14 protein-coding genes are annotated in these 14,368 nt (G+C 71.9%); 5 read left to right on the top strand and 9 right to left on the bottom strand.

Going from position 1 to position 14,368, the window contains the following annotated elements:
• Positions 1 to 53: 53 nt before the first annotated feature.
• Positions 54 to 1,610: an NAD(P)/FAD-dependent oxidoreductase gene (locus F4558_RS11435; protein ID WP_167944003.1), complete on the bottom strand. Its 1,557-nt coding sequence runs from the start codon at positions 1,608 to 1,610 to the stop codon at positions 54 to 56.
• Between the two features lie 183 nt (positions 1,611 to 1,793).
• On the opposite strand from F4558_RS11435, the gene F4558_RS11430 reads away from it, so the two are divergent.
• The 4 genes from F4558_RS11430 (at position 1,794) to F4558_RS11415 (ending at position 4,611) form a co-directional block, all read left to right on the top strand.
• Positions 1,794 to 3,029, top strand: a complete 1,236-nt coding sequence (locus F4558_RS11430; protein WP_053659721.1) for a hypothetical protein — start codon at positions 1,794 to 1,796, stop codon at positions 3,027 to 3,029.
• A 33-nt stretch (positions 3,030 to 3,062) separates the two neighbouring features.
• Positions 3,063 to 3,503, top strand: a complete 441-nt coding sequence (locus F4558_RS11425; RefSeq protein ID WP_053659724.1) for an EVE domain-containing protein — start codon at positions 3,063 to 3,065, stop codon at positions 3,501 to 3,503.
• 79 nt (positions 3,504 to 3,582) lie between these two features.
• The gene (locus tag F4558_RS11420) at positions 3,583 to 4,155 is read left to right on the top strand and encodes a GNAT family N-acetyltransferase (protein WP_053659726.1); all 573 of its coding nucleotides are present in this window, start codon (positions 3,583 to 3,585) and stop codon (positions 4,153 to 4,155) included.
• Between the two features lie 42 nt (positions 4,156 to 4,197).
• Positions 4,198 to 4,611 (top strand): hypothetical protein, encoded by a 414-nt coding sequence (locus tag F4558_RS11415; RefSeq protein WP_053659728.1) that lies wholly within the window; start codon positions 4,198 to 4,200, stop codon positions 4,609 to 4,611.
• 135 nt (positions 4,612 to 4,746) lie between these two features.
• Here F4558_RS11415 and F4558_RS11410 read toward each other — a convergent pair whose 3' ends face one another.
• The 6 genes from F4558_RS11410 to F4558_RS11385 form a co-directional block, all read right to left on the bottom strand.
• Positions 4,747 to 5,814 carry an ABC transporter ATP-binding protein gene (locus F4558_RS11410; RefSeq protein WP_053659730.1) on the bottom strand — a complete coding sequence of 356 codons (1,068 nt, stop codon included), beginning with the start codon at positions 5,812 to 5,814 and terminating at the stop codon, positions 4,747 to 4,749.
• Positions 5,811 to 6,626 (bottom strand): ABC transporter permease, encoded by an 816-nt coding sequence (locus tag F4558_RS11405; RefSeq protein ID WP_053659731.1) that lies wholly within the window; start codon positions 6,624 to 6,626, stop codon positions 5,811 to 5,813. Before F4558_RS11405 ends, F4558_RS11410 begins: the two co-directional genes overlap by 4 nt.
• A complete protein-coding gene (gene modA, locus F4558_RS11400) occupies positions 6,623 to 7,417 on the bottom strand; it encodes a molybdate ABC transporter substrate-binding protein (RefSeq protein ID WP_053659733.1) in 795 nt (264 codons plus the stop codon). Before modA ends, F4558_RS11405 begins: the two co-directional genes overlap by 4 nt.
• The gene (locus F4558_RS11395; protein WP_053659735.1) at positions 7,414 to 7,836 is read right to left on the bottom strand and encodes a TOBE domain-containing protein; all 423 of its coding nucleotides are present in this window, start codon (positions 7,834 to 7,836) and stop codon (positions 7,414 to 7,416) included. The genes modA and F4558_RS11395 overlap by 4 nt, the downstream gene beginning before the upstream one ends.
• 222 nt (positions 7,837 to 8,058) lie before the next feature.
• Positions 8,059 to 8,550 carry an SsrA-binding protein SmpB gene (gene smpB, locus F4558_RS11390; RefSeq protein ID WP_053659737.1) on the bottom strand — a complete coding sequence of 164 codons (492 nt, stop codon included), beginning with the start codon at positions 8,548 to 8,550 and terminating at the stop codon, positions 8,059 to 8,061.
• A gap of 25 nt (positions 8,551 to 8,575) precedes the next feature.
• Positions 8,576 to 10,753, bottom strand: a complete 2,178-nt coding sequence (locus tag F4558_RS11385) for a hypothetical protein (protein WP_231640195.1) — start codon at positions 10,751 to 10,753, stop codon at positions 8,576 to 8,578.
• A 288-nt stretch (positions 10,754 to 11,041) separates the two neighbouring features.
• Between F4558_RS11385 and F4558_RS11380 the strand changes: the two genes are divergently transcribed.
• Entirely contained in the window at positions 11,042 to 13,009 is a 1,968-nt protein-coding gene (locus tag F4558_RS11380; protein WP_167947382.1) for an ABC transporter ATP-binding protein, read from the top strand.
• A 54-nt stretch (positions 13,010 to 13,063) separates the two neighbouring features.
• On the opposite strand, the gene F4558_RS11375 is transcribed toward F4558_RS11380, so the two are convergent.
• The gene (locus tag F4558_RS11375) at positions 13,064 to 13,579 is read right to left on the bottom strand and encodes an NUDIX domain-containing protein (RefSeq protein WP_167944002.1); all 516 of its coding nucleotides are present in this window, start codon (positions 13,577 to 13,579) and stop codon (positions 13,064 to 13,066) included.
• Positions 13,580 to 13,728: 149 nt separating this feature from the next.
• The gene (locus F4558_RS11370; RefSeq protein WP_209273261.1) at positions 13,729 to 14,367 is read right to left on the bottom strand and encodes an SRPBCC family protein; all 639 of its coding nucleotides are present in this window, start codon (positions 14,365 to 14,367) and stop codon (positions 13,729 to 13,731) included.
• Between the last annotated feature and the right edge of the window lies 1 nt (position 14,368).

Here is a 14,368-nt window from a genome sequence, read left to right as displayed (position 1 = left end):
CCGCACGACGGCGCGTTCGCGCCTCGCGTCCCCGAGCCCGCCGTCCCGGTGCCTCAGGCCAGTGGCAGCTCTGGGGTCCGCTCACCGTCACCGGTCGCGCGCACCCCGGCCGGCGCCGTGATCGGGGCCGTGATGATGCGACTCGGCAGCACCGGCGCGTCCCGGCCCGTGCCCCGCGGCCCGCCGCCATTGGACTGCTCGTGGTAGTCCTGCTCCACGTTCACCGACCAGACGTCGTGCGTACTGCCGGTGGCGATGTTCTCGACGGTGAGCATCGCGGTGAGCATCGAATGGTCCTGGTTGTTGTAGCGGTGCATGCCGTTGCGCCCCACCGGGTGCACGTTCGGCACAGCCCCGGCCAGCCACGACCGGATCACGTCCACGTTGTGCTGGTAGCGCTCGTCGTACACCGGGTAGGCCTTCGGCATCCGCACCACGTGACCGGCCTCCACCACGCCGGGCCGGACCAACCCCAACCGCTCCAGCTCCGCGCTGGCCAGCGCCACGAGGTCGGCGTCCGGGGTACGCCACATCTCGTCGTCCTCGAACACGAAGTACTCCAGGCCCAGGCAGGTGCGGCCGTCCTTGACGAGGTACGGCGACCAGGAGCCGAAGTTCTGGATCCGGCCGACCCGCACCGCCGGATCGTGCACGTAGATCCAGTTGTCCGGGAACGAGAACTCCGCGGGCACCACCAGTGCGACAGTCAGGAAGTCCCGGTAGCGCAGGTCGGCGGCGCAGGCCAGCACCTCCGGCGGCGCGGCCGGGCGCAGCGCCGCCACCAGCTCCGAGATCGGCATTGACGAGATCACGTCGTCGGTGGGCACTGTGCGCTGCCCGCCCGTGCCGTTGACCGTCACGCTTATCGCCCGCCGTCGCACTGGGTCGCGGTGCACGGCCGTCACCCAGGTGCCGGTGGACAGTTGCCCGCCGCGCTGGCGTACCTGCTCGGCGCAGCGTTCCCACATCATTCCCGGCCCGTACTTCGGGTACTGGAACTCCTCGATCAGGCTTGTCACGTCGGTGCGCCGCCGCCGGGGCAGCACCGCGTTGCGGATCGCCGTGGCCAATGACAGGTTCTTGATTCGCTGCGCGGCCCAGTCGGCCTGCAACCGGTCCGCGGGCATACCCCAGACCTTCTCGGTGTACGTCTTGAAGAAGATCGAATACAGCCGCCAGCCGAACCGGGCCGACACCCAACCCTCGAAGTGCGACTGGTCCTTCGGCGGGCGCAGCCGAGCCCGGGCGTACGAGCCGAGACAGCGTACGGCCTCCGGCAGCCCCAGGTTGCGCAGCGCGTTCGTGGCGCTGAGTGGGTAGTTGAACAGGGCGCCCCGGTAGAAGATCCGGCTCATTCGGGGTCGGGTCAGGAAGTCCTCGTCCGGCAGGATCTCGTGCCAGAACGCCTCCACCCGGGCGACCTTTGTGAAGAACCGGTGCCCGCCGATGTCGAACCGCCACCCGTCGCGCTCCACGGTCCGGCTGATTCCGCCGACCACCTCGTCGGCCTCGAAGACCTGGACCGGCCGGCCGTGTCGGAGCAGCTCGTAGGCGGCGGTGAGCCCCGCCGGCCCCGCACCGATGACCACTGTGCCGTGCTGCTCGCTCATGTCGCCGTACTCCCTGCTCACTGCCGTTGTTGAGGCACGGCGCGTACCCGCTTTGCGGCAGTTGTCACCTTCGCGACGTTGCGGTCCTGAGTTTCCGCTCCGTCCGCGCGCGATGGGGCGTACAACAGAAAGGGGCGAACCCCCGCGCGGCGGATGGGCCGGTCGGACCGGGGGAGCGGGCGGATGCACCGGTGGCGAAGGGGCCGGCGACCGGCGGCGCTGGCCGCGCGGGTGGTCGGCGGGGCCGACGCCGCCACGCGCCTGGCCCGCCGGGTGCCGGCGCCCTGGCCGTACGTGATCGGACTGTTCCTCGGCGCGAAGCTGCTGTTCACGCTCGTCGGGCTGCTGACCCTGCACGCCTGGGACGGCGTCCCCGGAGCGCCGCCGCCGGACGAGACGTTGATGTGGGCGCAGCAGCGGGAGGTCTCCGGGCACCGGTGGATCTCGTTCTGGTTCGCCTGGGACGCGCTGCTCTACCTGCGGCTCAGCGAACTGCCGTTGACCGGAGCGCCGTGGAACGACTTCGGGTTTCCGCTGCTGTATCCGTTCCTGGCCCGGCCGGTCGGCGCGCTGCTCGGCGGCGACAACGCGCTGGCCCTGCTCTTGATCAGCAACGTGGCGTTCCTGCTGGCCCTCTGGTACGGCTACCGACTGGCCGAGGTGCTGCTCGGCGACGCGGACGCCGCCCGCCGGTTCACCAGGTACCTGGTGCTGCTGCCGACCGCGTTCCTGTTCCAGGCGGCGCTCACCGAGTCGCTGTTCGTCTGCCTCGCGTTGGCCGCGTTCTACTACGCCGAGCGGGGCCGGTGGCTGCTTGTCGGCGTGGTCGGCTACTTCCTGGCGATGAGCCGGTCGGTCGGCCTGCTCGTCGCGCTGCCGCTGGCGCTGGTGCTGCTGCGCCAGCACGACTGGCGGCTCGGCCCTCGCAGCCTGCTCGGATACCTGCGGATCGGCTGGCCGTTGCTGCTGCTGCCCGCCGGCTGGTTCACCTTCATGGCGTTCTGCCGGTGGCGTGGCGGGGACTGGTTCGCCTACCAGCACGCCCAGCAGACCGGCTGGGGGATCGAGGTGCAGAACCCGGTGCCGGTGCTGCTTGACGGGTTGACCGGGGAACCGCGCGACGCCGTCCGGGTCGCCTTCGCCGTTGTCGTGCTGGCGATCCTGGCCGCCGGGTTCCGCCGCCGCGACGTGGCCTACGTGGTCTACGGAGTGCTCATGGTGCTGGTGCCGCTGTCGATGGGGCCGCCGGTCTACAAGAGCCTGCTGCGTTACCTGCTCGCGGTGTTCCCGGTCGCCCTGGTGCTGGCCCGCTGGGCACGCCGGGCCACCGTCGACGTGTGGTTGACAGCGGCGCTCGCCGTGGTGCAGGGCGCGCTGTTCGTGCTCTGGCTCAGTTACTGGACCCACATGATCATCTGATTGGACCGCCCTCGGCCGGGGCAGGTTGAGGCGATGACCGAGCCACGGGTGAGCCTCGACGATCTGGGCGCCTGGCTGATCAAGGGCAATGCCGACAGGGTCGACCTGACCAGCCGATTCGCCAGGGATCCCCGGGTGACCAACTGGTGCGTACGTCCCGGCTACCGGGCGCTGTTGATGCGCGCCGGGCAGCCTGTGGTGTTCTGGGCCAGCGGCAGCCGCGCCCGCCTGCCGTACGGGGTGTGGGGGATCGGCCGGGTCACCGGGCCGGCCGAGCCGGACCCGCCCGGGCAGACCTGGTCGGTGCCACTGGACCTGGTGATCCTCGACGAGGCGGACCGGGTGCCCCGGCAGCGACTGCGCGCCGACGACCGGCTCGCTGCCCTGGAGGTCTTCCGCCAGCCGCAGGCCGCCAACCCGTCGTACCTCACTGTCGCCCAGTTCGCCGCCTTGCGGACACACCTGCCGGTCTGAGCGCGGGGGCCGGCGGTGCTGCGGCGTACCGGCCTGTGCGAGTCTGCTACCCGTCGTCCGACGCGTACCTGGAGGCCCGGTGTTCGCCCTGCCGCTGACCGACGAGGTCGAGCTACGCCCGCTGGAACCCTGGCGGGCCGAGGAGTTCCTCGCCAACCTTGACCGGTCGCGGGAGCACATCCTGCCCTGGGTGTCGTCGACATTCGTCGCCACCGACCTGCCGTCGGCCCGCGCGGTCTTGCAGCGCTACGCCGACCGCTGGGCCAGCGACAGCGGCGGCATCTGGGGACTGTGGCGGCAGGGGAGGTTGATCGGCGGGGTCATGTTCGTGTCGTTCGACGTCACCATTGGCGTCTGCGAGGTCGGCTGCTGGCTGGAGCCGGCCGCGCAGGGGCGGGGCTTGATGGCCCCCGCGATCCGCCGGATCATCGACTGGGCGGTACGCGAGCGTGGCATCCACCGGGTCGAGTGGCGGACCAACGCCGACAACGCCCGCAGCATCGCCCTGGCCCGCCGGCTCGGCCTGCGCCACGACGGCACCCTGCGGCAGGTCTATCCGGGTCCGAACGGCCGCATCGACCTGCAGATCTGGTCGGTGCTGGCTCCCGAGTGGCTGGCCCGGCAGGCGGATCCGGAGTCGACCGTCCACTGACGACTGCTGATTTCTGTCGTACCCGGGCGGCACCATGCATCCATGGCCGTTCCCGCGCTCACCCCTCATTCCGACCCGCCGCGTTCCGTGCCGCTGCGTGAGGCGCGCACCCGGTTCAGTCAGCTCGTCGCATTGGCCGAGCTGACCGACGCGGTCACCGTCGTCACCCGCGACGGCGATCCCCGCCCGGTCGCCGCGATCGTCCCCGCCGCAGCCGCCCGCAGTGGCGCCCAGGCCCGCGCCGACGCCGACCGGCTCGCCGCGGTCACCGCCGGTTGGGCCCGCCGCCTCGACGAGCAGCATCGCCGCAGCAGCCAACGGCACGCCGCCGAGTTGGGCGCGGTCCGAGCGGCGCTGGCCGAGGTGTGGGCCGAGCTGGATCGTCGAGTCGTCCCGGGCAGCGACCCGTCATTGGCGCGGCTGCGCGCAGCCCACGCCGACCTGCTCGCCGGCTGACCGCGCCCGAGACCGAATGGGCCGTGCTCGCGCGCGGCTGAGCAGGTCCGCCGTGCCGGGCGTGCGGGTGTGCCGGGTCCGCGCGTGCCGGGTCCGCGCGTGCCGGTTGTGCGGGTGTGCCGGGCGTGCGAGGTGTCAGCCGGTGGCCGGGTAGGCGTTCGTTTCGGCGGCCTTGACCGCCACCCAGACCGGCTGGCCCGGAAGCAGCCGCAGGTGGGCGGCGGCGGCCGGCGTGACGTCGGCTGCCACTCCGATCGGCCCGTCGACCTGCACCCGCACGTTGTCACCGTGTCGTTGGACGCCGACGACAGTGCCAGCCCAGATGTTGCGCGGGCTGCCTTCCGGGCGGGTCGGGTGCAGGGCCACCGCGGCCGGCCGGAACGCGACGAACGCCTCGCCGTCCAGCCGGTCGGCGACGGTCAGGGTCAGCTCCGGTGCGACCCGCACGCGGTGCCCGTCGGCCCGACCCCGATAGAGGTTCAGCCCGACCAGCCGGGCCACGTAGTCGGTGCGTGGGCGGGCGGTGACGCTCGGCCCGTCCCCTTCCTGCACCACCCGGCCACCCTCCACGATGACCAGACGGTCGGCCAGCGCCAGCGCGTCCAGCGGATCGTGGGTGACAAGCACCGTCGCGCCCGGGTGCGCGGCCAGGTGTCGATGCAGCTCCGCGCGGGTGTCCAGTCGGGTACGAGCGTCCAGCGCGGCGAGTGGTTCGTCCAGCAGCAGCAGTGACGGTGTCACGGCCAGCGCGCGGGCCAGCGCGACACGCTGCGCCTGACCGCCGGAGAGCTGCCGGGGCCTGCGGTGCTCCTGACCGGTCAGACCCACCCGGTCGAGCCAGCCCTGGGCCGTGGCACGCGCGGCCCGCCGGTCGACGCCGTGCCGGCGCGGCCCGAACGCCACATTGTCCAGCGCGCTGAGGTGGGGAAAGAGCAGGTAGTCCTGGAAGACCACGCCGACCGACCGGCGTTCGGTGGGCACCCAAGCGCGCGTCGCCGGGCGGTCCAGGTCGACGCCATCGAGGGTGACGTGCCCGTCGGTGAGCGGATGCAGCCCGGCCAGCGCGCGCAACGCAGTGGTCTTGCCGGCGCCGTTCGGGCCGAGCAGCGCGACCACCTCGCCGGGCGCGACCCGCAGCGGCACGTCGAGCCGGAAGGCGGCCCGGTCGACGACGAGCCGGGCGTCGAGCAGCGGCCCGCTCATGCGCTTGTCAACCAGCGGTCCCGCAGCGCCGCCAGGATTCCCACCGAGACGACGAGCAGCACCAGACTGAGCACTATGGCGGCCTCCAGGTCGGTCTCCAACGCCAGATAGACGGCGAGCGGCATGGTCTGCGTCCGGCCGGGATAGTTGCCGGCGAAGGTGATGGTGGCGCCGAACTCGCCGAGCGCCCGCGCCCAGCACAACACCGCACCGGCGGCCAGCCCGGGCGCCACAAGCGGCAGCGTGACGTGGGTGAATGTCGTCCAACGGCTGGCGCCCAACGTCGCGGCTGCCTCCTCGTAGCGGTGGTCGGCGGCGCGCAGCGCACCCTCCACGGCGATGACCAGGAACGGCATGGCGACGAACGCCTCGGCCAGCACGACACCGGCGGTGGTGAACGGCAGCGTGATGCCGAACGTGGAGTCGAGCCAGCCGCCGAGCAGCCCGCGCCTGCCGAAGACCAGCAGCAGCGCCACGCCACCGACCACCGGCGGCAGCACCAGCGGTACGGTGACCAGCGCACGGACCAGCCGGCGACCGGGAAACTCGACCCGGGCGAGCAGCCAGGCCAGCGGCACCCCGAGCAGCAGACAGAGCAGTGTGGCGAGGGTGGCGGTCTGCACCGACAGCCGTAGCGCGGTCAGTGCACCAGGCTCGGTGAGCCGCTGCGGCAATGTCGTCCACGGCGCCCGGATCACCAGCCCGGCCAGCGGCAGGACGAGAAAGAGCAGACCCAGCCCGGCCGGGATCAGCAGCGCCGCCGGCACCCGACCGCGTCGGTGCGGCACGGCGACCGTGTGGACCCGGCTCACGGCGACTGGAAACCGGCCCCGGCGAGGACCACCTGGGCCGGCGCCGAGCGGACGTACGCGACGAAGGCCCGCGCGCCGGCCGGATTCGGCGCGTCCTTCAGCGCGACGATCGGGTAGTCGTTGACCGCCCGCGCCGACTCGGGAAACTCGACGCCCGTCACGTCCGCGCTCGCCGCCCGCGCATCCGTTCGGTAGACGAGGGCGGCGTCGACCTCGCCCAGCTTCACCTTGGCCAACGCGCCCCTGACGTCCCGCTCAAGGGTCACCGGGGTCAACGCGACGCCGGCTGCGTCGAGGGCCGACCGGGCCGCTGCGCCGCAGGGCACCTGGTCGGCGCAGAGCGCCACCTTCACGCCCCGCCGGGTCAGGTCGGCCAGCCCGGTCAACGCCTTCGGATTGCCGGCGGGCACCGCGATCACCAGTTGGTTGCGGGCGAAGGTGACAGGCGTGCCGTCGGCGTTGCCGGCCTCGGCCACCGTCGTCATGTTCCGTGGTGCGGCCGAGGCGAAGACGTCCGCCGGTGCGCCCTGGTTGACCTGGTTGGCGAGGGCGGAGCTGCCGGCGAAGTTGAAGGTCACGGTGGTGCCCGGGTTGGCGGCCTCGAAATCCGCACCGAGCCTGGTGAACGACTCGGTCAGCGAGGCCGCCGCGAACACCGTCACGGTTCCGGTGACCCGGCCGTCCGCGCTGCCGCCCGGCGCGGGATCACCGCTGTTGCCGCATCCGGTCATCGCCAGCCCGGCCACCGCCACCAGGAGGGCCACCACCCCGCGCGTCGCCCGCGTCCTCATCCGTCTGACCTTCCCCTGGTCGGTGAGGGCGCGGCCCGCTCCACCACCACGGTCGTCGACTTGATCACCGCGACGGCCATCGACCCGACCCGCAGGTCGAGCTCGTCGACGGCCTCCCGGCTCAGCAGCGACACGATTCGGAACGGCCCGGCCTGGATGTCGACCTGGGCCATCACTGTGTCCTTGCGGACGTCCACGACGATGCCGCGCAGCCGGTTGCGGGCGGAGGAGAACTCGGCGCCCGCCTCCGGGTCCGCGGCCCGGGCGCGGGCGAAGGCGGCGAGGTCGACGCCGTCGATGACGCGGTGGCCGTGCTCGTCGCGCCCGGCGGGCAGTCTCCCGGCGTCCACCCAGCGACGGATGGTGTCGGCGCTGACCCCGAGCAGGTCGGCCGCCTCACCGATCCGGAACATCGTCACCGGCTCACCCTAGCGTCCGCACCTGCAAGCAGGTAAGGCATGGGACGCCAGCATCCGCAATAGCAAACGGGCTAGGAAGACAGCAGATGCGCCGTCCGGGCCTCGACCCATCCGCATGATCGTTCTTGATCCTGGATCGAAGGGTGCCGGTGAGGCCACCTTCCTGATTCGAGCGCGATCATCAGCGCGCAGCGCAGCGCAGCGGGCGTGGCGCATTGGGGGTCAGGGGCGGCGCGGGTGGCCCTTGAGGTGCCGGCCCAGTTCGCGGGCGATCTCCCGGTTGGCGTCCCGTTCGGCAAGCGTCTGCCGCTTGTCGTACGAGCGCTTGCCCTTGGCCAGGGCCAGCTCGACCTTGGCGTAGCCGTTCTCGAAGTACATCGACAGCGGCACCAGGGTCACCCCGCCCTCGCGGACCTTGTCCAGGATCCGGTCGATCTCGGCCCGGTGCAGCAGCAGCTTGCGGTTGCGGCGGGGAGCGTGGTTGGTCCACGTGCCGTAGGCGTATTCGGCGATGTGTAGGCCGTACAGCACGATCTCGCCGTCGCGCTCGTGGGCGAACGCGTCCACCAGCGAGGCCCGCCCCTCGCGCAGCGACTTCACCTCGGTGCCGACGAGCACGATTCCCGCCTCGTACGTGCGCAGCACCGTGTATTCGTGCCGTGCCTTCTTGTTGGAGGCGATCAGTCGGCGTTGCGGCTGTTGGGACCTGCTCACGCGGTGACGATATCCGGCCGCCGGGTCAGCCGGCGCGCAGCCGGCCGGCCAGGTCCCGTACGGCCGCCGCGAACTCCTCCTGCGACTCGCAGGGCAGGTGCGCGAGGATCGGCGGCGGCACACTGTCGCTCGCCGGCGGCATGACGTCCTGCGGATCCTTCAACCGGCGGTCCACGGTCGCGGGCGGGCCGGTCAGCGTCTCGGTGGTGCCAGGCCGGTGCGCGGCGAAGATCCAGCCGCCGATCGGGTCGGTGTCGCGCCACAGGTTGAGCCAGCGCCAGCCGACCCGCTGACCGACCTCGTGCAGCACCTCCTCGTCGACGTACGCGGGAAACAGCCGCGAGTACAGCCGTTGCAGTGGGGACCCGTACGTCAACAGGGCCACCCGGTCACTGACCCGAGGTGGTAGTTGCAGCACGGTGGCGGCGAGCAGCACCGAGCCGTGACTGTGCCCGGCTAGCAGCACACCGTTGCCCTGGTCCACGAGGTAGGTGATCCGTTTGGTCAGCTCCGGCACGGCCCGCTCGGCGTAGCAGGGCGGGGCGAACGGGTGCGCGGCCCGGGGCCAGAAGGTCCCCAGGTCCCACAGCACGCCGACGTACCGGCGGAACGGCGCCGTGCGGTAGGCGAAGATGCCGCCGAGGACCAGCCCGGCGATGATGAAGGCGATCGCGTAGCTGCCCAGCCCGATCATGAAGTTGACCAGGCCGACGGGCACCCCGATGAAGCGTTGCAGCATGTCGCCGGGCTGGAGCTGCATAATGCCCAGCGCGCTTGTCGCCAGGCCCAGCGCGATCAGGCAGGCGTACACCACTGTCAGCGGCTCCAGCCGCTCGGTGAACCGGGCTCGGGCCACGGCACGCTCGACCTGCCGCAGTCGCCGCCCCGCCTCCGGCGGCGCGTCCGGGAAGTCGGCCGCCACGATCGCGGCCGCCGCCCGCCTCCGCTGCCGCCGAGTCAGCATGGTGATCGCCCAGGCGACCAGCAGCGCGGTCATCACCGCAAGGAAAAACCCGAAGATCGCCCATTTGTACGCCAGCGGTGGGCTGGTTCCCAGGGCGTCGGCGGTGTCCCCGTCGCGGTCCAGCAGGTCCGACACCCGGTAGACCAACTCGGCGGAGAACGCCACGCCGAGCCCGGCGGCGATCGTGACGAACACGGGCGTACCCAGTGCGCGCAACGCCCCACCCCGTTGCCCGGCGCCGCGACCCCAGAGGACGACCGCGGCGAGGATGAGCACCAGCACGGTCTGGCTGACGAACAGGCAGGCCATGATCGCGCTGTATCCGGGGAGTGAACCCCCCTGCGGCCAGGGTGCCGGACTCCTGACGATGTGCGCGATCACCAGGATCGTCAGACCGCAGGTGACTGTGCGCAGCGCGCGGATGAGGCCGTCCATTCGGCGTTCCCGGCCGAGCCTGTCGATGACCTGCACAGAGGTGAGCAACCCCAGACAGGTGAGCAGCACCGCTCCGCACGCCACCAGCAGCACCACCATCACCGCCGAGGAGTGCTGGCTCGACCGGGCGACCAGCAGGCTGCCGTCCAGAGTGGCGAACGCGGCCGCCACGTGCACCGAACGCAGCCGCCCGACCAGCGGAGCGGCGTCCCACTGGCCGACGCCGCTCAGCCGGTGCGCCGAAGTCTGCTGCACCGGGGTCCGGAAGGCATCGAACGACTGGCCCTGGCGCGAACTCAGCCACCAGACGAGTCCGATGGCGGCGACCGGAACCACCGACAGCACCCCCAGCCGTACCCCCGGCGACCGTCCGGAGAGCCACGACAGCCAGCTCCGCCCGTTCGTGCACGACGGGGTGCCGATGCAGCGCCAGGCGACCAGGTCCAGCGCGCCTCCGACGATGGCCAGGACGTAGAGCATCGTGAGGGTCAGCGCGAGCACCCGGCACAGCGCGAGGACGGCACGCTTCGAGGCGTGGCTTCCCGGGCGCATCCACAACGCCACATTGCAGAGCATGAAGGGCAGCAGGAACACCAGCGACAGGGTCCGCATGGCTGTCCCGGACGGCAGGTCACTCCACCGGTACGCCTCCAGCGTCACCCCGCCCGGTCCGGTGGCGCCCGGATAGCCGGCGCGGGGGCGGTAGAAGCCGCCGTTGCGGTCCCCGGCGACCTGCTCGAGGTGCGGACGGTTGAGCACCTGGTCGGCGCCCGCTCTGGAGACGCCGTGTACACGCAGCTCCACGACCTGGCCCGATGTCGTCGGTCCGGTCGGTGACGCGTCCGCCATGGGCCCCCCGAGGTGTGCGCGGCAGTCGGGCGGGTCGGCGGTGTACGCCCGACCGCGCGGCCCACCGTCTTACCCGTCCAGGGCCCGGCCAACCGTGCCTCGCGTCGGTGAGGGTGCGGGCAGGATGACGTGTTCCTGACACACCCGCACGACGCGCCGGTTACGTGAAGACATCGTGTGATTGCCCGCAGTAGTCTCGGCCGGCGTCCGTGCCCCTGCCATCGAGGAGCGTCCGTGGAGTCGATGGCCCGCCAGCGCACCGCTGGCCCGGACGACGATCCGCCGGGCGATCCGTCGGGCGACCCGCCGTCGGGCGGCACCATGCTCCCGGAGTTGGAGGACCGCGACTGGTTGCACCACGCGCAGGAGTTCGCCCACACCAGCTTCTGGGCCGTGGCCCGCCGACTGCCCCGGCTGGTCCGGGAAGCGGTCGGGCTGGCCTGGTCCACCAACCGTCGCGACACCATCGCCTCCATCGGCCTCAACATCGCCGCTGGCGTGATGACCACGTTCGGCCTGCTCGCCACCACCAGCGTGTTGCGTGAACTGTTCGCCGCCGGCCCCACGCCCGACCGGGTTCGTTCCGCTCTGCCGGCGCTGGTCGTGGCCGCGGCGGCGGTGTCGGCGCGTGGCGGCCTGACGATCGCGGCCGGCTGGGCCCAGGCCCGGCTGATCCCGCAGATCAACTACCAGGTGGAGCTGCGGCTGTTCGAGGCCACCACGGCGGTGGACCTGGCGGCGTTCGACGACGCCGGCTTCGCCGAGGAGATGGACCGTGCGCGCGACCGGGGGATGGCCGAGGCGGCGTTCATCGTCGACCACACCGTCAACCTGGTAACCGGTGTGGTCGGGATGCTCGCCACCGCCGTCGCGGTGACAGTCATCCAGCCACTGCTGCTGCCCTGTCTGCTGCTGGCGGCTGTGCCACAGGCGATCACGGCGGTGCGGATGGCCCGCCGGGAGTACCTGGCGATGCTGGCCCGGATCACCCGTCGGCGGCGGATGTGGATGCTGGCCCACCTGATGGCCAACCGGCGCACCGCCGCCGAGGTGCGCGCGTACCAGATGCGCGACTTCCTGCTCGCCGAATACCGCAGCGTGATGACCGTGGAGACCCGTGCCCACCTGCGGTTGGTCCGCGCGCAGACCGGCACGCGGGTGGGCGGCGCCGCCGTGGCGGGGCTTGCCACGTTCGGGGTGTACGCGGTCCTGGGCGGCCTGCTGCTCAACGGGATGGTCGCCCTAGCCGCCGCGGCCACCGCCCTGTTGGCCCTGCAATCCGCGCGGACCAGCCTCGGCGTCGCGGTCGTCTCCACCAACTCGCTCTACGAGGACGCCCTCTACTACCAGGACTACCGCGACTTCCTGGCCCGCGCCCACGCCCGGGTGCCGATCGGCGGCGATCGGGTGACCGACGGCGTCGACGTCATCGAGTTGGACGAGGTGAGCCTGACCTACCCGGACACCGACGCTCCAGCGGTCGACCGGGTCAGTCTGACCGTCCGCCGGGGTGAGGTGATCGCGTTGGTCGGTGAGAACGGCTCCGGCAAGACCACGCTGGCCAAGCTGATCGCGGGGCTCTATCGACCGACCGGCGGGGTGATCCGCTGGGACGGCGTCGATGCTGCCGAACTGGACCCGCGTACCCTCGGCGCGCAGGTGGCCGTGATGACCCAGGAGTGGTGGAAGTTCCCGTTCACCGCCGGGCAGAACATCCGTGTCGGTCGGCACGACCGCCCGCCGGACCGACCCGGCCCGAGCGTGCAGGAGGCAGCAGCCTCGGCGGCGGCCCACGACATGATCGTCGGTCTGCCGCACGGCTACGACACCTTGTTGGACAGGGAGTTCAAGGATGGCCAGGAGCTGTCCGGCGGGCAGTGGCAGCGGCTGGTCGCCGCCCGTGGCCTCTACCGCGACGCCGCCCTGCTCATCTGCGACGAGCCGTCCGCCGCCCTGGACGCCCGCGCCGAACACGCCCTGTTCCAGCACCTGCGCCGTCGACCCGACCGGGCGGTCGTGCTGATCACCCACCGGCTGGCAAACGTCCGACACGCCGATCGGATCTTCGTGATGGAGCGGGGTCGCCTCGTCCAGCACGGCAACCACGACGAACTGATGGCGGCCGACGGCCTCTACCGCGAGCTGTTCGACTTACAGGCCGCCGGCTACCTGGCCAACGCCGAAGCGAGCCGTCCCGCTGACACCCGATAGCCCGCCCTGCTCGGGCTGACCTCAAGATGGTCACACTCTCCGGGGCGCGGTCAGTCAGGCGGTGCGGCGGGCCGTGAGGAAGTCGGCGAGTACCTGCGTGTGGGTGGAGAACGCCAGCTCAACCGGGTCGGTGACCACCAGCCACTCGGTCGCCTCCTCGGTCGGCGCCGACGGCGGCAGTTCCTCGGCTGGCCGCTCGGGCAGCACTCCGAAGATCATCATCGTGCCGCCCGCGGTGGCGCTGTGCACAGCGAAGAGCCGCACGTCCTGGGCAGCTGCGATCAGCCCGGTCTCCTCCCGCAACTCCCGGACCAGCGCGTCGGACCACTCCTCGCCGTACTCGATGAAGCCGCCGGGCAGCGCGAGCAGCCCGCGGGCCGGCTCGATGTCCCGGCGGACCACCACCACGCCCAGGCCGTCGGCGGTGCGGACCGGCAACACCGCGACCGCGACGGGCAGTGGATTGCGCCAGACCGTCTCGCCGCAGACGGGGCAGATCCTCGGCCACCCGGCGTCCGGCCGGTAGGCGGCGCCGCAGTAGGAGCAGTGCGAGTACGGCGTACCGGTCATGCCGCAGCACGTTACCCGGGCCGCCGCCCGCACACCCGGTCGTGCGAACGACGGAAGCCCGCCGCCCGCACGCCCGGAAGCGCCGCCGCCCGCACGCCCGGAAGCCCGCCGCAGCCGCGCTGCGGGCGCGGCAGACCGTCGGGTCGGGCTCAGCTCGCCGGGGCGCCGGTGTAGAAGGAGGTGGTGCGCTCGGCGGCGGCCTTCGCCTCGTCGGCGTCGGTGCCGGCGGCGATGCTTGCCTCGCCCCACAGTTGGCTGCTCAACTCCATGAACCGACGTCCCTCGTCGGAGGCGGTCCACTCGGCGCTGTCCTCCGGGCGGACGCCGCTGCCGTCGCCGGCCAGGTACGAGGCGAGCCCGAGCAGGCCCAGATCCCAGCCCACGCCGACGGCACCCGGCCCGAACTGGGCCCACCGGTCCTGGTCGACGTGCGCGATGTGGTCGAGTTCGAAGCGGGTGCGTTCGGTGTCGACGGGGGTGAGGCGTACCTCGATCCAGCTGACCTCGCCGCCGTACTCCCAGGTTGCGGTGAAGCGGTGCGGCGGGTCGCAGCTCTCGATGGTGCCGCCGGCGTTGTCTTTGAGCTGGTACGTGCCGTGCAGCCGCAGGTCACCGGTGATCGGCAGGAACCAGCGGGGGATGCGTTCGGCGTTGGTGCAGGCGTCCCAGAGATCCTCGACGGTCGTCTGGTACGTCTGGCTGACGGTGCTGACCCGGGCCTCGCCGGCCTCCAGGGTGCGGCTGCCGACAGTGCGCTGAACGGCGTTGATCTGCTCGATGGTGTCCATT

This window comes from Micromonospora profundi, assembly GCF_011927785.1.
GTDB classification, from domain to species: domain Bacteria; phylum Actinomycetota; class Actinomycetes; order Mycobacteriales; family Micromonosporaceae; genus Micromonospora; species Micromonospora profundi.
This window is presented reverse-complemented; position numbering and strand designations above follow the sequence as displayed.